Origin of the sequence: Lapillicoccus sp., assembly GCF_039935575.1 — a bacterium.
Lineage (GTDB): Bacteria > Actinomycetota > Actinomycetes > Actinomycetales > Dermatophilaceae > Lapillicoccus.
On sequence record NZ_JBDTKA010000005.1, the window covers coordinates 1 to 19,618 of the forward strand.

The following is a 19,618-nucleotide window of genomic DNA, read 5'->3' on the forward strand; positions in this document are numbered from 1 at the left end:
CCCCAACAACCACACAGGCGCAGGTCAGATCTGGTTCGCCTCGCCGGTGTCTGGGACCGCTTCGGGCGTGGTCGTCGGCATCGGCTCCGGAGTGGTTGTCGGCGGGGCGGTGGGCATCGGCTCCGGAGTCGTGGTCGGTTCGACGGCCGGCATCGGCTCGGGGGTGGGCGCCGGTGCGATGTCGGGGTCGGGTCCCGGCGGAGGCAGGGTTGCCTCGGACTCACTTCCCGCCGCGTCTGCCCCTGCCGCGTCTGTCCCTGCCGCCTCAGCCCCTGCCGCCTCAGCCCCGGGCACGCCCAGCTTGTCGCGAAGCATCCCTTCGCCTTGGGCGACCTTGTCCGCGTGAGCGCCGTCGGTGTGCTCGTTGATCAAGCCCTCGCCCTTGTCGATGCCCGAGTCGACCTTGTCGGCGTGCTGGGGGTTGCCCTGGATGAAGTCCTTGACTTTGTCGAAGAACCCGCCGCCCTCGTTGCTCATCGGTTGTCCTCCTCGCCAGGACGCCCGAGATGACGCCTCTTCGACCATAGTCCCCTTAGCGCCCAGCGGGCGTGCTGCGCGCGCCGAGCTGCACCTACAATTTGCCGATGCCCGTCGCCATGCTCTCCGCCATGCACTCCGCGATGCACTCCGCCATGGTTGCCGACGCGGCGCCTCAGGGCGGGTTCGCGTGGGTCAACCTGGTCATCCTGGTCGTCGTCGGTGCGGTGACCTGGCCGATCTACCGGCTGCTGCGTGACCGGATCTCGCGCAACCGCCGCGAGCGTTGGGCTCGCGAGGAGGACGGGGGTCCTACCTACACCGAGGCCAACGACCCTGACCTGCGTCGGGACGACAGGACGCCGCCCGCCTGATCCCGCCGGCCAGCCGGACCAGGCGGGCGGGGTCAGTGCAGCCGGCGGGCCGCCTCGGAGATCGAGCCCGACATGGACGGGTAGACCGTGATCGTGCTCGACAGCTGGTCGACGGTCAGGTGGTTCTGGACCGCGACGGCGACGGGATAGATCAGCTCCGAGGCCCGGGGCGCGACGACCACGCCCCCGACCACCGTCCCGCTCCCCTGCTGGGCGAAGACCTTGACGAACCCGTCGTGGAACAAGTCCATCTTCGCGCGTGGGTTCGTCGCCAACGGCAGCACGACGGCGCGGGCGAGGGTGCGGCCGGTGTCGATGTCGTTCTGGGTGATGCCCACCGTGGCGATCTCGGGCGAGGTGAAGATGTTGGCGCTGACCACGTCGAGTCGCAGCGGCGCGACTGCGTCACCGAGGGCGTGCCACATCGCGATCCGGCCCTGCATCGCGGCCACCGAAGCGAGGGGCAACACCCCCGTGCAGTCTCCCGCGGCATACACGCCTCTCACGGACGTGCGGGACACGCCGTCGACGTCGATGTGGCCCGAGTCGGCGAGCCGAATACCACTCTCTGCCAACCCGACTCCAGCCGTCTGCGGGACAGACCCCACGGCTAGGAGAGCGTGCGACCCCTCGACCACGCGCCCGTCGACGAGGTGGACCAGCACGCCCGAGACGGTGCGTTCGACGCTCGCCATGCGCGCTCGCGAGAGCACCTGCATGCCGTCGCGCCTGAAGACGTCTTCGATCACAGCGGCGGCGTCGGCGTCCTCCCCCGGCAGGACGCGGTCGCGCGAGGACACGAGTGTCACCTGGGCGCCGAGCCCGATGTATGCGTGGGCGAGCTCGGCACCGGTGACTCCCGACCCCACGACGACGAGCTTCTCGGGCAGCTCGGTGAGCGTGTAGATCTGCTGCCAGGTGAGGATTCGCTCACCGTCGGGTGCTGCGGAGGGCATCAGTCTCGGGGTGGAGCCGGTCGCGACCAGGACCACGTCGGCCGCGATGTCCTCGGGTGAGCCGTCCTCGGGGACTACACGAACAGTCGCAGGGTCGAGCAGCGTTCCCGCGCCCCGGATGATCCGGACGCCGTCGTCCACGAGGCGAGCCGCGATGTCAGCGCTCTGGGCTGCGGCGAGTGCGAGGATCCGGCGGTTTGCAGCGGCCAGGTCGACCGAGGCGTCCCCCGCGCTGACGCCGAGATCCGTGCCCGTCTTGCGGTTGGACGCGAACCCGGCCGTCGAGACGAGTGTCTTGCTCGGGACGCAGTCAGTGAGCACGCAGGCCCCGCCGAGCCCGTCCCGGTCGATCACCGTGACACCAGCGCCGAGGCGCGCCGCGACCAGGGCCGCCTCGTACCCGCCAGGACCGCCGCCGAGGACCACGACGGTGGGGGAAGGTCCGCTCACACCCCCTATCCAACCAGCCGACTCCGTCCACGGGCGCCGGTAGGGTTCCGGCGTGAGTCAGCCGACACCCGCCCCCGATCTCTCCGACCTCGCGACCGACCCCTTCGAGGTGGCCCGCGCCGCGGCCGCGGTCATCGCCAGCCGGACCGGTGTGGATAACCACGATGTGGCCCTCGTGCTCGGGTCGGGATGGGGACAGACAGGTGACCTCATCGGAAAGACGGTCGCCACCATCGCCAACGCGGACGTCCCGGGGTTCCACGCGGCGGCGGTCGCCGGCCACTCCGGCAGTATCCGGTCGGTCGCCATCGGTGACACCGGACGGCGCGCTCTCGTCTACGGCACGCGAACCCACTTCTACGAGGGGCGAGGGGTGCGGGCCGTCGTGCACGCGGTACGCACCGCAAAAGCCGCCGGATGTCAGACGATCGTGCTCACCAACGGGTGCGGTGGGCTGAACCCCGACTGGGCGCCCGGCACTCCCGTGCTCATCCGGGACCACATCAACCTGACGGCCGCCTCTCCACTCGAAGGAGCCACGTTCGTCGACCTGACCGACCTCTACTCGGCCCGGCTCCGTGCCCTGGCGCACGAGGTGGATCCCGACCTCGACGAGGGCGTCTACGTACAGTTCCGCGGGCCGCAGTACGAGACCCCGGCCGAGGTGCAGATGGCCAAGGTCGTCGGAGGCGACCTCGTCGGCATGTCGACGAGCCTGGAGGCGATCGCCGCCCGGCACGTGGGGCTGGAGGTCCTCGGGATCTCGTTGGTCACCAACGCCGCCGCCGGCATCTCAGCGTCGCCGCTGTCCCACGAGGAGGTCCTGGAGGCGGGCCGACAGGCGTCCGGACGGTGTGGCCGACTGCTGGCCGACGTCGTGACCCGGATCGCCGCGTCGTGAGCAGGACCGACACGACCCTGTCGGACCTGCTGCGGGAGCAGGTACAGGCCTGGGTGGCCGACGACCCGGACCCCCGGACCCGGGCCGAGCTCGGCGAGCTCCTGGACCGAGCCGTCGCGGGTTCGCCCGACGCCGTCGCCGACATCCAGGACCGGTTCGACGGACGGCTGCAGTTCGGCACCGCCGGTCTGCGCGGTGCGCTCGGCGCCGGACCCAACCGGATGAACCGCGCCGTCGTCATCCGCGCGGCAGCCGGGCTGACGGCATACCTGCAGACCGACTGCTCCATCCCGGAGCCGATGGTCGTGGTCGGGTTCGACGCCCGTCACGACTCCGACGTCTTTGCCCGGGATACCGCAGCCGTCGTCGTCGGCGCGGGAGGCAGAGTCTGCGTGCTGCCGCGCCCGCTGCCGACTCCGTTGTTGGCGTTCGCGATCCGACACCTGGGCGCCGATGCGGGAGTGATGGTCACTGCGAGCCACAACCCGGCTCAGGACAACGGCTACAAGGTCTACCTCGGAGACGGAAGCCAGATCGTGCCCCCCTCGGACGCCCAGATCGCCGCGCACATCGACGCGGTCGCCACCGTCGCGGACGTGGTCCTCGCCGACGACGGCTGGGAGACTCTCGGTGATGAGGTGCTCGACGCATACGTCGGGCGGGTCGCCGCGCTGGTCCCCGCCGGGGCGCCCCGGGACCTTTCGGTGGTGCACACGGCACTGCACGGCGTCGGGGACGACACGGTGCGCCGGACGTTCCTAGCGGCAGGGTTCGCCGAACCGATCGCGGTCCCGAGCCAGGCAGCCCCCGACCCAGACTTCCCCACCGTGAGCTTCCCGAACCCCGAGGAAGCGGGGGCGATCGATGCGGCTCTCGCGGTGGCCCGAGAGGTTCGCCCAGACCTGGTGATCGCCAACGACCCCGACGCCGACCGCCTCGCTGCAGCGGTTCTCGACGACGGCGACTGGCGGATGCTGCGTGGCGACGAGGTCGGCGTGCTGCTCGGCGCACACATCCTGAGCGGAGGCCTGCCCGCCGATGCTGTCGTGGCCTGCTCGATCGTCTCGTCGCGTCAGCTCGCGGCGATGGCGGCTGCCCGGGGGGTGCGGCACGAGGAGACGTTGACGGGGTTCAAGTGGATCAGCAGGGTCGTCGGTCTCGTCTATGGCTATGAGGAGGCGCTGGGTTACTGCGTGGCACCCGGGATCGCGCGCGACAAGGACGGCGTGAGCGCAGCACTCGTGCTGGCTCAGGTCGCCGCCGAGCTCAAGGCGCAGGACCGGACGCTGCTCGACGTGCTCGACGACCTGGCTGTCGAGCACGGCGTCTACGCGACGGACAGCTTCTCGGTACGCGTCGCCGACCTCGCGCAGATGGCGCCGGTCATCGAGCGGCTGAGTTCGCAGGCGCCCCGCGAGGTGGCCGGCGTCGCTGTCGCGCGGGCCGACGACCTCGCTGCCGGGGACGGCGGGCTGCCCGCGACCGACGGGATCCGATGGTTGCTCGACGACGCGTCACGCATCATCGTCCGTCCCTCCGGGACCGAGCCCAAGCTCAAGGTCTACCTCGAGGCCATCGAACCGGTGCACGGTCCCGACGACCTGGTGCGCGCGCGTGCGGCAGCGGCCGGCCGGTTGGCCGGCGTCCGCGCAGTGATGGAGCAGCTGACCCGGGTCCAGTAGGTCCCAGAACCGGCTCGAGACTAGCGCGTTCACCTCATCGACTGTGGAGAACGGTGGGATGACCGCCCGGCCTGCGACGCTCAGAGCAGGAAGCCCACGACAACGAGAACGATGGGGGCGGCGACGCAGACGACGTCGAGCCACTGCCAGACCCGGGTGACCTCCCCGTCCCTGACCACGGCGGAGTCCCCGGCGGCCACCAGCTCGGTCCATTCGTCCTTGGCGGACTCGATCATCCGTGAGGTGCTCCCGACCGTGGCACCGCGCGACGGGGCGGGTGCGTCGACGGCGTCCTTACGCGCGTGTGCTCCGAGCCGACCGAACCCGAGGAGCCCTTGGCTCTGAGGACGTTCGATGTGGGAGGCCACCGCCCACGCGGGGTAGTCCCGACCCTCGGCGTAGACCTCGAGGTTCCACCGGGCCGCGACGTCCTCGACCTTCGACCAGGGGATGTGTGTCTGGCGGAACGGGTTGTTGAGCTCGATACCGAGCATGGTGATGACGACATTCGGCCGGACGAACAGCACCCACCCGCCTCCGGCGAGCAGGAGCAGGAAACCGATCATGACCAGTGAGGGTTCGCCGGAGAGCGCCGACAGGACCGCCATCACGACACCCAGAGCGACCGCAATCACCCCCATCGCGACCGAACCCCGCTGCCGGAGAGTGCGAAGGGCCTCGGGGGCTGTCGTCGGGCGAGTCATGCGGCGGGTACTCCGTGGTCTGGTGGTGGTGCAGAGGTGGGCTCGTCCAGTGTGACGAGCGGCGCTCATTCTCGCACGAGCAGCCGCGGGCTGGGCTGCGCAATAGACTTCCCCGATGACCATCAGCCTCACCCGCGACGTCGCTGGAGTGGACGCCACCGCCGACGCCCGTGACCTGCTCGGGGTGAGCCGGCTGACGAACCGGGCGCTGACCAGCTGGCTGCACGGGCTCCCCGGAGTGGACCAGGTGGGGTGTGAGGCCCGCGCCAGGGCGCTGGGAACCCGGTCGGTCAAGACCACGTCGAAGGCGTGGGCCATCGACCTGGCCATCTCGATGATCGACCTGACGACGCTGGAGGGCGCCGACACACCGGGCAAGGTGCGCTCGCTGTGCGCCAAGGCACTGGTGCCCGACCCCACAGATCCGACGACCCCACGCCCTGCGGCCGTATGCGTCTACGGCGACATGGTCGAGACAGCGCGGCAAGCGTTGGGAGACAGTGCGATCCACGTGGCTGCCGTCGCCACGGCCTTCCCCTCGGGACGGGCGAGCCTGCCGGTCAAGCTCGCCGACACCCGGTACGCGGTCGCGGCCGGCGCGGACGAGATCGACATGGTCATCGACCGGGGTGCGTTCCTCGCGGGTGACTACCTCACGGTTTTCGACCAGATCGCGGCCGTCAAGGCGGCGTGCCAACGGCCGAACGCAAAGGCCGCCCACCTCAAGGTGATCCTGGAGACCGGCGAGCTGGTCACCTACGACAACGTCCGGCGGGCCTCCCACCTGGCGATGCTCGCGGGTGGCGACTTCGTCAAGACCTCGACGGGCAAGGTCGCCCCGGCAGCCACGCTCCCCGTCACGATGGTGATGCTCGAGGCCGTCCGTGACTGGCGCGAGTCGACCGGCGCGCAGGTGGGCGTCAAGCCGGCTGGAGGCATACGCACCAGCAAGGACGCCATCACATACCTCGTTATGGTGAGCGAGGTGGCCGGCGACGACTGGCTCGACCCCGACTGGTTCCGGTTCGGTGCGTCGAGCCTGCTGAACGACCTGCTGCTGCAACGGCAGAAGCTGCGCACCGGGGCCTACTCCGGTGCCGACTACGTGACGATCGACTGAGCACGGTGACGACACGTATGCCTCGTTTCGAGTACGCGCCGGCGCCGGAGTCGCGGGCGGTGGTGGACATCAAGGCTTCCTACGGCCTGTTCATCGGTGGCGAGTTCGTCGACTCCACCGGAGGTGGCAGCTTCGCCACCATCAGCCCAGCGACCGAGGAGGTGTTAGCGCACGTCACCGAGGCCAGCGCCGACGACGTCGACCGAGCCGTCAAGGCGGCGCGCGGCGCATACCGGGGGGTCTGGGGACGGATGTCCGGCACGGACCGCGGCAAGTACCTGTTCCGCATCGCGCGGATCCTGCAGGAACGGGCGCGGGAGTTCGCCGTCCTGGAGACGCTCGACAACGGCAAGCCGATCAAGGAGTCCCGGGACGTCGACATCCCGCTCGCCGCGGCGCACTTCTTCTACCACGCAGGCTGGGCCGACAAGCTGGAGTTCGCCGGCCTCGCCCCCGCAGGCAGCCCCGCACCGCGTCCCGTCGGGGTGGTCGGACAGGTCATCCCCTGGAACTTCCCGATGATGATGCTCGCCTGGAAGATCGCCCCTGCCCTGGCCTGCGGCAACACCGTCGTGCTGAAGCCTGCGGAGACGACGCCGCTGACCGCGCTGCTCTTCGCTGAGGTCTGCCAGCAGGCCGACCTGCCGCCGGGGGTCGTCAACATCGTCACCGGCGCCGGCGAGACCGGCCGCGCGCTCGTCGAGCACCCAGGGATCGACAAGGTGGCGTTCACGGGCTCGACCGAAGTCGGCAAGGCGATCGCCCGGTCGGTGGCCGGCACCCGGGTCCGCGCCACGCTGGAGCTCGGCGGCAAGGCGGCGAACATCGTCTTCGACGACGCGCCGGTCGACCAGGCCGTCGAAGGGATCGTCAACGGCATCTTCTTCAACCAGGGCCACGTGTGCTGCGCGGGATCGCGCCTGCTGGTGCAGGAGTCGGTGCACGACGAGGTGGTCCGCAAGCTCAAACGTCGGCTCACGACGATCCGGGTCGGCGACCCGCTCGACAAGAACACCGATCTCGGCGCGATCAACTCCGCTGCCCAGCTGGACCGGATCCGCGAGCTCTCGGGCGTCGGCGAGGCCGAGGGGGCCGAGCGCTGGAGTCCGCCCTGCGAGCTGCCGAGCCGTGGCTTCTGGTTCCCGCCGACGATCTTCACCGGAGTCGCGCAGTCCCACCGGATCGCCCAGGAGGAGGTGTTCGGTCCAGTGCTGTCGGTGCTGACGTTCCGGACCCCGCAGGAGGCGGTCGCCAAGGCGAACAACACTCCCTACGGCCTGTCGGCCGGGGTGTGGAGCGAGAAGGGCTCGCGCATCCTGTGGATGGCCGACCAGCTGCGGGCCGGGGTGGTGTGGGCCAACACCTTCAACCAGTTCGACCCGACCTCGCCGTTCGGTGGCTACAAGGAGTCGGGCTACGGCCGTGAGGGCGGACGCCACGGACTCGAGGCATACGTGACGACGGAGGCCAGCGCGTGAGCCCCAGATCCTCCGCGGCCACCCGCGAACCCGGCCGGGCCGAGGTCCGCAAGACCTACAAGCTTTACATCGGGGGAGCGTTCCCGCGCAGTGAGTCCGGCCGGTCCTACCTTGTCTCAGACAGCCGGGGACGGTTCCTCGCCAATGCGTCCCAGGCGTCCCGCAAGGACGCGCGTGACGCCGTCGTCGCCGCACGCGGCGCCTTTGCCGGCTGGGCGGGCGCGACCGCGTACAACCGGGGTCAGGTGCTCTATCGCGTCGCCGAGGTGATGGAGGGACGCTTCGACCAGTTCGCTGATGAGGTCTCAGCCGCTGAGGGGCTGACTCTCGCGCGAGCCCGGGCTACCGTGGCGGCCGCGATCGACCGGTGGGTCTGGTACGCCGGGTGGACCGACAAGATCGCCCAGGTTCTCGGTGGCCTCAACCCCGTTGCCGGACCGTACTTCGACATCTCCGCCCCGGAGCCCACCGGTGTCGTCGCGGTGCTCGCGCCGCAGTCGTCAGCACTGCTCGGTCTCGTGAGTGTCGTTGCACCCGTGGTCGTCTCGGGCAACACGGCCGTCGTGGTCACGAGTGCCGACCGGCCCCTCCCCGCCGTCGCGCTCGCGGAGGCTCTCGCCACGAGCGACGTCCCGGCAGGCGTGGTCAATGTGCTCACCGGGCGTGCCGCCGAGATCGCCCCGTGGCTGGCCTCGCACCGCGACGTCAACGCCATCGACCTGACCGGCTGCGCCGGAGCCGACGGCGTCGTCTGGGGAGACCTCGAACGTGCCGCAGCCGATAACCTCAAACGTGTCCTGCGTCCCGGTGGCGCCGGATCGGCTGCGGTGGAACCCGACTGGACACAGACGCCGGACCTGCGACGTATCCGCGCCTTTCTCGAGACCAAGACCGTCTGGCACCCCAAGGGCCGGTGAGCGCACCGGAGCAGCGGGGTTCGCTGGGCGCGGGCCTCTCGAGAGCGCGGGTCGTCGTGCTCGCCGGACCCTCCGGAGCGGGCAAGTCACGGCTGGCCGCTCGGTTGCAGTCCATCCACGGGTGGCCGGTGGTGCGACTGGACGACTTCTACCGCGAGGGGGACGACCCGGCTCTGCCTGTCGCCGACCTCGCGGGTGGTCCGCCGATCGTCGACTGGGACGACCCGGCATCGTGGGACGCTCCAGCGGCTATGCACGCCTTGGACGACCTGGTGACCACCGGGGCAGCGAGGGTGCCGGTCTACGACATCGGCCGCTCCGCCGTCTCGGGGGTCCGCACCCTGACGCTCAGCTCGTCCCAGCTCGTCGTCGCCGAAGGGATTTTCGCCGCCGAGATCATCGAGCGTCTGCGTGCCGTCGGTCTGTTGCACTCTGCCTGGTGCGTCCGCCACAACCGGTGGGTTACATTCTCTCGCAGGTTGGTTCGCGACCTGATCGAACGACGCAAACCACCGACTGTCCTGGTACGCCGCGGGCTGGCCCTCTGTCTCACCGAGCCCCAGCTGGTCGAGCGCATGAAGGAACTGGGCGCTACCTGCGCGTCCCCAAGCCGAGTGGAACGTGCCCTCGCCGCCCCCAGGCGGGCTCGCTCAGTACCATCCGAATAGTGACGATCCGGTAGCCGACTCACTCGAGCGACTCTGCCCTGGGCCCGTCACCGGCATACGGGTGGGTGTCGTGCTGTCATGTCGCCTCCTTCCGCGTCGAGCTGCCGGCCCGGCGAGGCTAGCCGCTCCGCCGCTGTCAGGTGGCCGCTGGTACCTTCTGCGCAGACGAGAGCAAGGGGCCAAGAAGTGCGTGCAGGGGTGCCACGCGAGGGTGCAGCGTGAGCGGCTTCGGTCCGCCACCGGGCGCTCCGGCCGAGGACTCCCGGCGGCGGCCGGTCGCCTACCTCCCCCCAGGAGGACTCACCCGTGCTGGTATGCCGGTGAGCCCGACCGCGCGTCGAGGACCCTATTCGCCGCCGCTGCTTGTGACCAGCCACAAACCGGGGATCGTCGCCCTCCGTCCGATGTCGTTGGGAGACCTGCTCGACGCGTCGGTCAAGCACGCCCGGCGCAACCCTGGCCCGGTCCTCGGCCTCAGCCTGCTGGTGCTCACCGCGTCAGCTGTCCCCGCAATCCTGCTGGCTACCGTGGGCCTCGCCGCCGGGTGGTACTCCAGGTCAGGTGGCCAGGCCGTGCTCGACCGCACCGGGTTTTTCGCCCTGGTGCTGGCATTCGGCGTCGGATTCGCCGCCGCGGTCCTCGGTGGGGCGCTGTCCTCGTCCGTGGGCGAGTCAGTTCTCGGCCGTCGCCCGGGTGTCGGTGAGCTCTGGCGCGCGGTTCGGTCCCGGCTCCTCGCCCTGCTGGGGCTCGAGGCGCTGCGGCTGCTGGCGCTGGCCCTCCCTGTCCTGGTCGTCGGTCTGATCATCGCCGCGGTCTCCGCGTCCCTCGGCGCCGTTCTGCTGGTCGGGGCGGTGGGGGGCCTGCTGGTGGCCGCCTGGTCGGCGCTGTTCACGACGCGTACCTGTCTGGCGGCCTCGGCAGTGGTGTTGGAACGCCGGTCGATCCGGGCGGCGCTCCGCCGCAGCCTGGCCCTGACCAGCGGCGCCTTCTGGCGGGTCTTCGGTCGGCTGCTGGTTGTCGGACTGCTTGCCGTGGTGGTGTTCTGGGTTCTTCAACTGCCGCTGTTGCTCGTCGGCGCGATCCTGGCCAGCCTCGTGGACGCCTCCCCCAGCGTCAGCGCGGTGCTGTCGTCCGTGGGACTGGCCGTCGCCACCCTGCTGGCCGCGACCGTGGTCGTGCCGTTCGTCGCCGGCGCCACGTGTCTCACCTACGTCGACCAACGGATGCGCAAGGAGGGTTTCGACGTGGTCCTGCAACGGTCGGTCCGCGCCGGAGACGTCGCGCTGACCGGTGGACCTCGATGAGGCCTACCGGGGCGCACCTGGCGGGGCTGACGACGCGGGTCGACCCCACGACGGACCAGGCCCGCCAGTGGCTCGTGGCCGAGCTCGCCAAGGGCGACTACCACGACACCCGGTCGCTCTTCCAGCGGTTCATGGACTGGCTCGCCGAGCGGATCCAGGACCTGCAGGCGACGCAGGGCACCGGCAGCGCCAGCTTGCCCCCCGTCGTCATCGCCCTCGTCGTCGTGCTGGCCGGGGTCGCCGTCGCCTACCTGCTCACCCGCGTGCGCCGCGAGGGGCGCCGGACGACGACGCGGACGACGCTGCTCGGCAACAGCGTGCAGACAGCCGAGGAGCTGAGGGCAGCGGCCGTGGAGGCGTTCCGGGCTGAGCGTTATGGCGACGCGGTCCTCGCCTGGACCCGGGCGATCGCGCGCGACGCCGAACGTCGGACCCTGCTCGACGCGGCACCCTCCCTGACCGCGCACGAGGTCGGTGCTGCGCTGGCCACGGCCTTCCCGGATCATGCGGGGGACGTCGGTCGCACCATGGACGTGTTCGACGCCGTGGCCTACGGGGACCAGGAGGCGAGCCGTGGGCAGGCGGAGCGGGTCCGGGCCACCCACGACGCGCTGCGCACCGCCCGACCGGTGACCGTCCCGCGTACACCACCGGGCGCGTCTGGTGAGTCGCGCGGGACAGGCGGCATGAGCGTCCAGAGCCCAGAACCAGCGTCTGTGTGGACCGTGGGGGCACCGCGATGACCTCCCCCACGACCTCCCCGACGACCTCCCCGACGACCCCGCCAAGGCTCGGGCTCTGGGACCGTTCGCAGGTTCCCGGTGAGCGGGCGGACGCGTCGGCCATTGCGGCGCCCGATGCCCACGGCAGCGAGTCGGGAGGTTCTCGCCGCTGGCGTCGCTGGCTGCTCGTCGCGGTCGCGATCGCCGCCGTGGTGACAGTCGTCACCCTGTTCGTGGTCGCTGGGCCTGGCTCGAGTACGACCATCCCGCTCGACCCGGACAACCCGACCGCCTCCGGAGCCCAGGCCGTCGCCCGGGTGCTCGAGCAGCAGGGCGTGCGTGTCCAGGTCGCCCGCGGTCAGACCGAGCTGGACCGCGCCGGAGCCGACGGGGACACGACCGTGGTGGTGACCCGGACGGCCGAGCTCGCCGAGTCGACCACCCGAGATCTGGCTGTGAGCACCAGTGGCGCCGGGCGGCTGGTGGTCCTCGGCGCCGAGAGCAGCGTCACCCGCTACCTCGCACCGGGCGTCAGCGCGACCTCGCAACGACGCAGCGGTGACGACCTGGTCGCGACGGGATGCTCGGGCACCGACGACGTCCGGGGCGGGGAGTCCCTCTCTCGCAGCCAGTTCGAGTACCAGTCGGCCTCGGCCAACGGCTCCTGCTTCACCCACGACGGCCACTCGGTCTACCTCTCGCTGCCGAGAAGCGCACAGACCGCACCCCTCGTCCTGATCGGCAGCACGTCGATCGCAACCAACGACCAGGTCACCGACGCGTCGAACGCTGCCGTCCTGCTCCGCGCGCTCGGGCACTTCCCTCGCCTGGTCTGGTACGTCCCCTCCCGAGCCGATATCCCCGCCTCCGACCAGAGCCCAGCGGCCCTCCTGCCGCGGTGGCTCGGACCCGGCCTGCTCCTGGTGGTGATCGCCTTCGTCGGCGTCATCGTCTGGCGCGGTCGCCGGCTCGGTCGCCTCGTTCCCGAGCCGCTGCCCGTGGTCGTCCGGGCCGTCGAGACCACGGAGAGCCGGGGGCGCCTGTACCGGCGCGCCCGTGACTCGACGCGAGCCGCCGCCGTGCTGCAGCAGGCCACCCGCACCCGGCTGACGGCATACCTGGGGCTTCCCGTGCCCGGCCCTCGTGCTCACACAGGTGCTGACTCGGGTGCCGACCCCTGGGCCGCGCGGGCAGCCGTGGACGGCCTGGTCGCCGCGGCATCTCTCGCCTGCGGACGACCGACCGCCGAGGTCGGCGCGCTGCTGTTCGGCCCACCGCCCGCGACCGATGACCACCTCCTCGGGCTCGCCATCGAGCTCGTCGCCCTCGAGAAGGAAGTACGCCGCTCATGACCGACCCGCAGGGCACTCCCCACACCGACGACCAGGACCGGCCCGACGCGCCGCCGCCGGCAGCGCCGTCCGAGACCCAGGCGCGCGAGACACCCGATGCCGACCGGGCCCGCGAGGCGCTGCTGGCGGTGCGTCGTGAGGTGGGCAAGGCGGTGGTCGGACAGGACGCGGCTGTCTCCGGCATGATCATCTGCCTGCTCGCGCGCGGCCACATCCTGCTCGAAGGCGTACCCGGTGTCGCCAAGACGCTGCTGGTGCGCGCTGTGGCCCACACCCTTGCCATCGGCACCAAGCGCGTGCAGTTCACCCCGGACCTGATGCCCGGCGACATCACGGGTTCGCTCGTCTACGACCAGCGGACGTCGGACTTCACCTTCCGCGAAGGGCCCGTCTTCACCAACCTGCTGCTCGCCGACGAGATCAACCGCACCCCACCCAAGACGCAGGCCTCGCTGCTGGAGGCGATGGAGGAGCGTCAGGTCTCGGTCGACGGGCTGGCGCGCGCCCTGCCCGCGCCTTTCCTCGTCGCCGCCACCCAGAACCCCGTCGAGTACGAGGGCACCTACCCGCTGCCCGAGGCGCAGCTCGACCGGTTCCTGCTCAAGGTGGTGCTCCCGGTCCCCGGCCGCGACGACGAGCTCGAGGTCGTACGCCGACACGCGGCGGGGTTCGACCCGCGCGACCTCGCCGCAGCCGGTCTCCAGCCGGTCGCCGGTCCCGACGACCTGGCCGCAGGAGCGGCAGCCGTCCGCACGGTGAGCGTCGCGCCCGAGGTGGCCGGCTACATCGTCGACATCGCGCGGGCGACCAGACAGGCGCCGTCTCTCTCGCTCGGGGTCAGTCCGCGCGGCGCGACCGCCCTCCTCGCAACCGCTCGAGCGTGGGCCTGGATGAACGGCCGGACCTTCGTCACGCCGGACGACGTCAAGGCGCTCGCCCACGCCACGCTCGCCCACCGTCTGACGCTGCGGCCCGAGGCCGAGCTCGAAGGTGTGGGTGTGGGTTCGGTGCTCGCGAGCGCCGTGGGTTCGGTCCCGGTGCCCCGCTGAGGGCCGGTATGCCTCGGGCCAGGTTGAGCGCATCGAGCGGGTCGAGCGTGTTGAGCTCGTCGATTGGATGGCGCCTGTTCCGAAGGGAGTCGTCGTGGCGGTGAGTGGTCGGTTTCCGCTGCTGTTGCTCGCCGGGCTGGTGGCGGTGGTCCTGCAGCCGACCCGGCAGATGGTTCTTCTGTGGGTGGGCATCGTGCTGCTCGCGGTTATCGTCGACCTCGTCCTCGCGGTCGGCCCAGGCCACCTGAGCATCGAGCGCGAGGCGACCAGCCAGGTCAGGCTCGGTGAGTCTGGAGCCTCGTCGCTCCTGGTGACGAACACCTCGAGGCGACGGGTGCGGGGTGTGCTGCGCGACGCGTGGCAGCCCTCGGCGGGCGCGACCGGCGAGCGGCATCAGCTGTCCATCCCCGGCGGAGAGCGGCGCCGGTTCACCACGGTCCTGCTCCCGACGCGGCGCGGCGACCGGCTGGCCGACCGGGTGACCGTCCGTAGCTTCGGCCCCTTGCGGATGGGCGCCCGACAGCACTCGTTCGACGTCGGCGGGTCTATCCGCGCGCTGCCGCCGTTCGCCAGCCGCAAGCATCTCCCGTCCCGGCTGGCGACCCTGCGTCAGCTCGACGGGCGTTCCGCCGTGCGGGTGCGCGGTCAAGGGACCGAGTTCGACTCGCTGCGGGACTACGTCGAGGGCGACGACGTCCGCTCGATCGACTGGCGGGCGACGGCACGACGGCAGCACGTCGTCGTGAGGACGTGGCAGCCCGAGCGCGACCGGCGCGTGATCCTGGTGCTCGACACGTCGCGGACCTCGGCCGGCCGGGTCGAGCAGATGCCCCGGCTCGACAGCGAGATGGACGCCGCGCTGCTGCTTGCGGCGCTGGCGTCCCGAGCGGGCGACCGGGTGGACCTCATCGCCGGCGACCGCTGGGTCCGCGCAAGGGTCACGGGTTCGAGCCGGTCAGCCCTGCTCGGCGACCTCGTCCAGGCGATGTCACCGCTGCAGCCGGCCCTGCTCGAAGCCTCGTGGCCGACCCTGGCCACGGCCATCGCCGACACCAGCCGGCGTCGGGCCCTGGTCGTCCTGCTCACGACCTTGGAACCTGCCGCGATCGAGGAGTCGTTGCTGCCGACCCTCGCCTCGCTGACGCTGCACCACCGCGTCGTCGTCGCGTCGGTGAGCGACCCGGCGCTCGTCGCGATGGCCGCCCGCCGGGACACGACGGCCCAGGCCTATGACGCCGCCGCCGCCGAACGCACCCTGGAGCTGCGCCGCCGGACCGCGGCCATGCTGGCCGGGCTCGGAGTCACCGTGATCGATGCCAGCCCCGAGGACCTGCCGCCGCGGCTCGCCGACCACTATCTACTGCTCAAGAGCCAAGGCCTGCTCTGAGGAGGGCTCCGCCCCGTTTTCGGGAGTTCCGCGCTCGGGATTGCGGGCGCTGGGCTCCCGAAACTCCTCTGGGTGGCAGCTCAGCCGACGACGGGGGCCAGGTCCCCGGCATCGCGCGCCGACACGTCTCCGGTCGAGCCGCGACGGACCGCCCATCGGCCCACGGTGAACACGTAGGCCATGAAGGCGCCCCAGGCGAGGAAACCGATCGCGATGCGGGCCCACGTCGGCAACGGTGACGGCGTCACGAACGCCTCGATGACGCCGCTGACGAGGAGTACGACGGCCAGGCCGAGCGCCACCGACATCGCCGTGCGGCCTTCCTGCGCCACCGCGTCGAGTCGCCGCCTGGGACCGGGTTCGATCCACGCCCAGAAGATCCGCAGCCCCACGCCGGCCGCGACGAAAACCGCAGTCAGCTCGAGCATCCCGTGGGGCAGGATCAGGCCGAAGAACAGGCCGGCTCGGTCGTGTGACCACATCAGGGCGCCGATGAGCGCGACGTTGAGAATGTTGTTAAGCAGCAACAGGATCACTGGGACGCCGAGCACTCCCAGCGCGATACAGAGGGCGGCGACCCAGGCGTTGTTCGTCCAGACCTTGAGCGCGAAGCTGCCAGCGGCATACTCGCTGTAGTAGCTCGCGAAGTCGCTGTTGACGAGCTGGTCCACCTCGCTGGGGTCGAGCAGCGCTGACTCGAAGCCGGGGTTCGCGACGAACCACCACCCGATGACCCACGCGGCGACGACGTTGACCGCCATCGTGGTCACCCACCAACGCCGATTCCGGTAGAGCGCGGCCGGGAAGGTGTCAGTGAAGAACCGGACGATGTCGTTGAGGCTGACCGTCCTGGTCCCGACCGACCTCAACCGGGCCGTCGCCAGCATCGAGGACAGGTGCGCGACGAGGGTCGGCTCCGGCGAACGGCTGCGGATCTCGGACAGGTGCGTGGCGACGCGCTGGTAGAGGTCGAGGAGCTCGTCGGCCTCGGCGCCGCTGAGACGGCCGCGTCGCGACGACAGCTCGTGCAGACGCGCCCACTCGTGCTGGTGCGCGAGCACGTAGGCGTCGAGATCCACGGCGTCACTGTATGCGGCGAACGTCTACGCTGTCCGCACGAGAGGGGGACGCTGACGTGAGCTGGGCCAGTAGCGCGACGGTGGGTGTCGGGGACGACGACTTCGTCACCGGTGAGGCGGTCGCCCTCGACCTGCCGCCGGCCTCCATCGGGTCCCGCATCCTGTCGGGCTTCATCGACTACGTCATCGTCGTGGCCCTGTCATTCGGCCTCCTCACGGCCGGAAGCGCCCTCGCCCGACAGCTCGACGACGCCCTCGTTGCCGCGGTTCTCCTGGTCTGCTTCCTGCTGGCGTGGGTGGCCTACCCGGTGACGATCGAGACGCTCACGCGTGGGCGCAGCGTCGGCAAGATGGCCGCGGGGCTGCGCACTGTGCGGGACGACGCGGGTCCGATCACCTTCCGGCACGCCCTGACTCGCGGCCTGCTCGGTGTCGTCGAGATCTACCTGTTCTGGGGTATCCCCGCCGTCATTGCGTCCGTGGCGAGTAACAAGGGCAAGCGCCTCGGCGACATGGCGGCCGGCACCTACGTGGTCCGGGACCGCGTCGCGGCCCACCTCCCGCCGCCGGTTCCCATGCCGCCGCACCTGGCCGCGTGGGCGACGAGCGCCGACATCTCCCAGCTCCCCGACGACCTGGCCATGTCGGTGCGCACTTTCCTCCCGGCCGCCCCGTCGATGACTCCGTCGGCGCGTGCGGAGCTCGGCCAGACCCTGCTGGCCGAGATGAGTCTCTACGTCTCGCCGCCACCGCCGCCCGGAAGCCACCCTGAGTACATCCTCGCGGCGATCCTGGCCGACCGCCGACGACGGGACGGTATGCGTCTGGCTCGCGACCGAGCGCTGCGCGATCGACTCACCTCTCCGCATCGGTGAACCAGCGGCGAGCAACCCATCGGGGGGGCGACCAGGCTGTTCTTTCCGGGTCCGCAGGAGCCACCTGCAGCGGGATGACCAGCTGGGCGGTCCCCGCGGTGGTCCCCGAGATGTGACGCCGCCCGCCCCGATGTAGCGGTAGCCGTAGGAGATGCCGACTGCGCAGACGCCGAGCCAGAGCGACGGGAGCAGGTGTGCGCGAGTGACAACGAGGCGTTCGGCGGCCCGGCGGCCCGACCGGTCGGCGTGGCGGGGCTCTCCCCCATCGCGTCAACCAACCACTGCTTTGGATCGTGGGCAACCAGTTGTGGTCCCGGTCGAGCTAGGGTGCCGGGACATGCTGAGGATGGTTGCGGCCGGGGGAAGTTCTGTGGAGACGCTGATGACCGGGCTCGGGTTGGTCGAGTCTCCACGGTGGCATGACGGTCGGCTGTGGTTCTCGGACTGGATCGCCGGGGAGATCATCGCCGTGGCCGCCGACGGCGAGAGCCAGGTGATGGCGCGGCACCGCTCGCTACCGCTGTGCTTCGACTTCCTGCCCGACGGGGCGCCGGTTGTCGTCTCGGGCCCCGAGAAGGCACTCCTGCGGGTGGCGCCCGACGGGACGACGTCGACGTATGCCGACCTGAGTGACCTGTCGGCTTACGGCGGCAACGACATCGTCGTCGACGGGCGCGGCAACGCCTATGTCGACAACTGCAACTACGACGCGATGGGCGGGTCGGCGCCAAGTGGTGACGTAGCGCCGGGTTTCGTGGCGCTCGTGACACCCGATGGGACGGCCCGGGTCGTGGCCGACGACCTCGCCTTCCCCAACGGCATGGCGGTGACGGCCGACAACCGGACCCTGGTGGTTGCGGAGTCGCACCGCCAGCGGCTCACGGCGTTCGACATCGCAGACGACGGCGGGCTGTCCGGCCGTCGGGTTTGGGCCGACCTGGGCGACGGCGCTCCCGACGGCATCTGTATCGACGCGGAGGGGGCGGTCTGGTACGCCGACGTTCCGCACCGGGAGTGCGTGCGGGTACGCGACGGTGGAGACGTGCTGGAACGCGTGGCTCTGGACCGCGGCGGCTTCGCCTGCATGCTCGGAGGCCCCGACGGGGCCACGCTGTTCGTCGTCGCGGCCCACTGGCACGGCATGGCGAGTGTCTCGGGACAGATCCCCTTCGAGGGACAGGTGCTGAGCGTCCCCGTCTCGGTGCCCGGCGCCGGGTGGCCCGTTCGCTGATCACCTCCCACGATCAACGCGTCTCCTTGGCCGTGATCCGTTCTTGTAGGCCGGCTAGTCCTTGGCGGATCAGTCTGCCGTAGCCGTCATCGCCGAGGGCATCCTCGGCGGCCAGACCGGCAACGAGCTGGGTATGCGCGTCGGCGAGCCGTCCCTGGCGCAGGTACCCGTCGCCGAGGTTGAGGTGGAGGCTGGGTGCGAGCCCGCGCGCCGCCGGGATACCGATCGGGGCAAGGTCCTCGTCGGTCAGGTGCGGGTATGCCTGCAGCGCTTGTTCGTCCCAACCAACTTCATCGCCGAGGTGCGGCTGGAGGTCGGCGAGGTAGTGGGCGATCACGCACCGCTGCGCGTAGTCCGCCTCGGACGTCCGCTCCCAACAGGCGGTCAGCTCGCGGCGGCCGTCATCTGTGTGTCCAGCGACGGCCACGCCGACCGCGGCGATGATGTCGTCCCACGTTGTCATGGGTCACGACTCTAGGGGCCAGGACGTCGGGGCGTTGATGACCCGCCAGCACGGCCTGAACCGGAACCGACCTCTGCGTTGGACGACCACCCGGCGTCGTGAGGAGGAGGTGACCATCCCGGAGCGAACCTCGGGGACCTCTGTCTGGCAATGGGATTCGGCTGATCGCGGTTGAGGGGGTTGTCGGTGGTCGGTTGTAGGTTTCGGGTATGCCACCAGTTCCGCCCGCCGAGTCGCCGCAGCCGCCAGCGCTGCCGGCGACGGTGCCGACGGTGCCGCGTGTGGCCGACCGTCGTGCTGCGGTTGCTGCGGCGCGGGCGGCGTTGACGGGGTTGGCGGCGGTGTTGTGGCAGGCCCAGGGCGCCGACCTCGGTCGGGTGTTCCGGGAGGTCGACGACCTGTCCCGGGCGGTGGAGGCGGCCCGGGTCG

The 19,618-nt window shown here is 70.9% G+C and carries 20 protein-coding genes; 15 read left to right on the top strand and 5 right to left on the bottom strand.

The features are described from left to right. Window positions 1-24: 24 nt before the first annotated feature. Window positions 25-477 carry an antitoxin gene (locus ABI385_RS00440; RefSeq protein WP_348101753.1) on the bottom strand — a complete coding sequence of 151 codons (453 nt, stop codon included), beginning with the start codon at window positions 475-477 and terminating at the stop codon, window positions 25-27. 107 nt (window positions 478-584) lie between these two features. On the opposite strand from ABI385_RS00440, the gene ABI385_RS00445 reads away from it, so the two are divergent. Beyond that, window positions 585-851 (top strand): hypothetical protein, encoded by a 267-nt coding sequence (locus ABI385_RS00445; RefSeq protein WP_348101754.1) that lies wholly within the window; start codon window positions 585-587, stop codon window positions 849-851. A 32-nt stretch (window positions 852-883) separates the two neighbouring features. Here the strand turns inward: ABI385_RS00445 and ABI385_RS00450 are convergent, their stop codons facing one another. Next, the gene (locus tag ABI385_RS00450) at window positions 884-2,257 is read right to left on the bottom strand and encodes an NAD(P)H-quinone dehydrogenase (protein WP_348101755.1); all 1,374 of its coding nucleotides are present in this window, start codon (window positions 2,255-2,257) and stop codon (window positions 884-886) included. A 52-nt stretch (window positions 2,258-2,309) separates the two neighbouring features. Here ABI385_RS00450 and ABI385_RS00455 point away from each other — a divergent pair, with 52 nt between their 5' ends. After that, window positions 2,310-3,158: a purine-nucleoside phosphorylase gene (locus ABI385_RS00455; protein WP_348101756.1), complete on the top strand. Its 849-nt coding sequence runs from the start codon at window positions 2,310-2,312 to the stop codon at window positions 3,156-3,158. Continuing rightward, window positions 3,155-4,840 (top strand): phospho-sugar mutase, encoded by a 1,686-nt coding sequence (locus tag ABI385_RS00460; protein ID WP_348101757.1) that lies wholly within the window; start codon window positions 3,155-3,157, stop codon window positions 4,838-4,840. Before ABI385_RS00455 ends, ABI385_RS00460 begins: the two co-directional genes overlap by 4 nt. Before the next feature lie 80 nt (window positions 4,841-4,920). On the opposite strand, the gene ABI385_RS00465 is transcribed toward ABI385_RS00460, so the two are convergent. Further along, window positions 4,921-5,544, bottom strand: a complete 624-nt coding sequence (locus ABI385_RS00465) for a PH domain-containing protein (RefSeq protein ID WP_348101758.1) — start codon at window positions 5,542-5,544, stop codon at window positions 4,921-4,923. Between the two features lie 115 nt (window positions 5,545-5,659). Here ABI385_RS00465 and deoC point away from each other — a divergent pair, with 115 nt between their 5' ends. The 9 genes from deoC to ABI385_RS00510 all read left to right on the top strand — a co-directional run bounded on the left by deoC (window position 5,660) and on the right by ABI385_RS00510 (window position 15,541). Then, a complete protein-coding gene (gene deoC, locus ABI385_RS00470; protein ID WP_348101759.1) occupies window positions 5,660-6,664 on the top strand; it encodes a deoxyribose-phosphate aldolase in 1,005 nt (334 codons plus the stop codon). 17 nt (window positions 6,665-6,681) lie between these two features. Then, window positions 6,682-8,142, top strand: a complete 1,461-nt coding sequence (locus ABI385_RS00475; protein WP_348101760.1) for an aldehyde dehydrogenase family protein — start codon at window positions 6,682-6,684, stop codon at window positions 8,140-8,142. Further along, window positions 8,139-9,059 (top strand): aldehyde dehydrogenase family protein, encoded by a 921-nt coding sequence (locus ABI385_RS00480; RefSeq protein ID WP_348101761.1) that lies wholly within the window; start codon window positions 8,139-8,141, stop codon window positions 9,057-9,059. Before ABI385_RS00475 ends, ABI385_RS00480 begins: the two co-directional genes overlap by 4 nt. After that, window positions 9,056-9,727 (top strand): ATP-binding protein, encoded by a 672-nt coding sequence (locus ABI385_RS00485; RefSeq protein WP_348101762.1) that lies wholly within the window; start codon window positions 9,056-9,058, stop codon window positions 9,725-9,727. Before ABI385_RS00480 ends, ABI385_RS00485 begins: the two co-directional genes overlap by 4 nt. Before the next feature lie 218 nt (window positions 9,728-9,945). Further along, window positions 9,946-11,031 carry a glycerophosphoryl diester phosphodiesterase membrane domain-containing protein gene (locus ABI385_RS00490; RefSeq protein ID WP_348101763.1) on the top strand — a complete coding sequence of 362 codons (1,086 nt, stop codon included), beginning with the start codon at window positions 9,946-9,948 and terminating at the stop codon, window positions 11,029-11,031. Further along, window positions 11,028-11,774: a DUF4129 domain-containing protein gene (locus tag ABI385_RS00495; RefSeq protein WP_348101764.1), complete on the top strand. Its 747-nt coding sequence runs from the start codon at window positions 11,028-11,030 to the stop codon at window positions 11,772-11,774. The genes ABI385_RS00490 and ABI385_RS00495 overlap by 4 nt, the downstream gene beginning before the upstream one ends. Continuing rightward, window positions 11,771-13,105, top strand: coding sequence for a DUF4350 domain-containing protein (locus ABI385_RS00500; protein WP_348101765.1), 1,335 nt, complete (start codon window positions 11,771-11,773; stop codon window positions 13,103-13,105). The genes ABI385_RS00495 and ABI385_RS00500 overlap by 4 nt, the downstream gene beginning before the upstream one ends. Then, window positions 13,102-14,154: a MoxR family ATPase gene (locus tag ABI385_RS00505; RefSeq protein WP_348101766.1), complete on the top strand. Its 1,053-nt coding sequence runs from the start codon at window positions 13,102-13,104 to the stop codon at window positions 14,152-14,154. Before ABI385_RS00500 ends, ABI385_RS00505 begins: the two co-directional genes overlap by 4 nt. 94 nt (window positions 14,155-14,248) lie before the next feature. Next, window positions 14,249-15,541: a DUF58 domain-containing protein gene (locus ABI385_RS00510; protein WP_348101767.1), complete on the top strand. Its 1,293-nt coding sequence runs from the start codon at window positions 14,249-14,251 to the stop codon at window positions 15,539-15,541. An 80-nt stretch (window positions 15,542-15,621) separates the two neighbouring features. On the opposite strand, the gene ABI385_RS00515 is transcribed toward ABI385_RS00510, so the two are convergent. Beyond that, window positions 15,622-16,620 (bottom strand): stage II sporulation protein M, encoded by a 999-nt coding sequence (locus ABI385_RS00515; protein WP_348101768.1) that lies wholly within the window; start codon window positions 16,618-16,620, stop codon window positions 15,622-15,624. Between the two features lie 56 nt (window positions 16,621-16,676). Here ABI385_RS00515 and ABI385_RS00520 point away from each other — a divergent pair, with 56 nt between their 5' ends. Then, window positions 16,677-17,495 (top strand): RDD family protein, encoded by an 819-nt coding sequence (locus tag ABI385_RS00520; protein WP_348101769.1) that lies wholly within the window; start codon window positions 16,677-16,679, stop codon window positions 17,493-17,495. 337 nt (window positions 17,496-17,832) lie between these two features. Further along, the gene (locus tag ABI385_RS00525; protein ID WP_348101770.1) at window positions 17,833-18,726 is read left to right on the top strand and encodes an SMP-30/gluconolactonase/LRE family protein; all 894 of its coding nucleotides are present in this window, start codon (window positions 17,833-17,835) and stop codon (window positions 18,724-18,726) included. Window positions 18,727-18,739: 13 nt separating this feature from the next. Here the strand turns inward: ABI385_RS00525 and ABI385_RS00530 are convergent, their stop codons facing one another. Then, on the bottom strand, window positions 18,740-19,189 hold the full coding sequence (locus ABI385_RS00530; protein ID WP_348101771.1) for a hypothetical protein: 450 nt from the start codon (window positions 19,187-19,189) through the stop codon (window positions 18,740-18,742). 209 nt (window positions 19,190-19,398) lie between these two features. On the opposite strand from ABI385_RS00530, the gene ABI385_RS00535 reads away from it, so the two are divergent. Further along, a partial coding sequence (locus ABI385_RS00535; RefSeq protein WP_348101772.1) for a hypothetical protein occupies window positions 19,399-19,618 on the top strand: 220 nt, incomplete at its 3' end.

Coding starts and splice junctions, on each gene's coding strand:
- ABI385_RS00440 (WP_348101753.1), bottom strand. CDS start 477: ATGAGCAACGAGGGCGGCGGGTTCTTCGACAAAGTCAAGGACTTCATC.
- ABI385_RS00445 (WP_348101754.1), top strand. CDS start 585: ATGCCCGTCGCCATGCTCTCCGCCATGCACTCCGCGATGCACTCCGCC.
- ABI385_RS00465 (WP_348101758.1), bottom strand. CDS start 5,544: ATGACTCGCCCGACGACAGCCCCCGAGGCCCTTCGCACTCTCCGGCAG.
- deoC (WP_348101759.1), top strand. CDS start 5,660: ATGACCATCAGCCTCACCCGCGACGTCGCTGGAGTGGACGCCACCGCC.
- ABI385_RS00475 (WP_348101760.1), top strand. CDS start 6,682: ATGCCTCGTTTCGAGTACGCGCCGGCGCCGGAGTCGCGGGCGGTGGTG.
- ABI385_RS00495 (WP_348101764.1), top strand. CDS start 11,028: ATGAGGCCTACCGGGGCGCACCTGGCGGGGCTGACGACGCGGGTCGAC.
- ABI385_RS00500 (WP_348101765.1), top strand. CDS start 11,771: ATGACCTCCCCCACGACCTCCCCGACGACCTCCCCGACGACCCCGCCA.
- ABI385_RS00505 (WP_348101766.1), top strand. CDS start 13,102: ATGACCGACCCGCAGGGCACTCCCCACACCGACGACCAGGACCGGCCC.
- ABI385_RS00525 (WP_348101770.1), top strand. CDS start 17,833: ATGCTGAGGATGGTTGCGGCCGGGGGAAGTTCTGTGGAGACGCTGATG.
- ABI385_RS00530 (WP_348101771.1), bottom strand. CDS start 19,189: ATGACAACGTGGGACGACATCATCGCCGCGGTCGGCGTGGCCGTCGCT.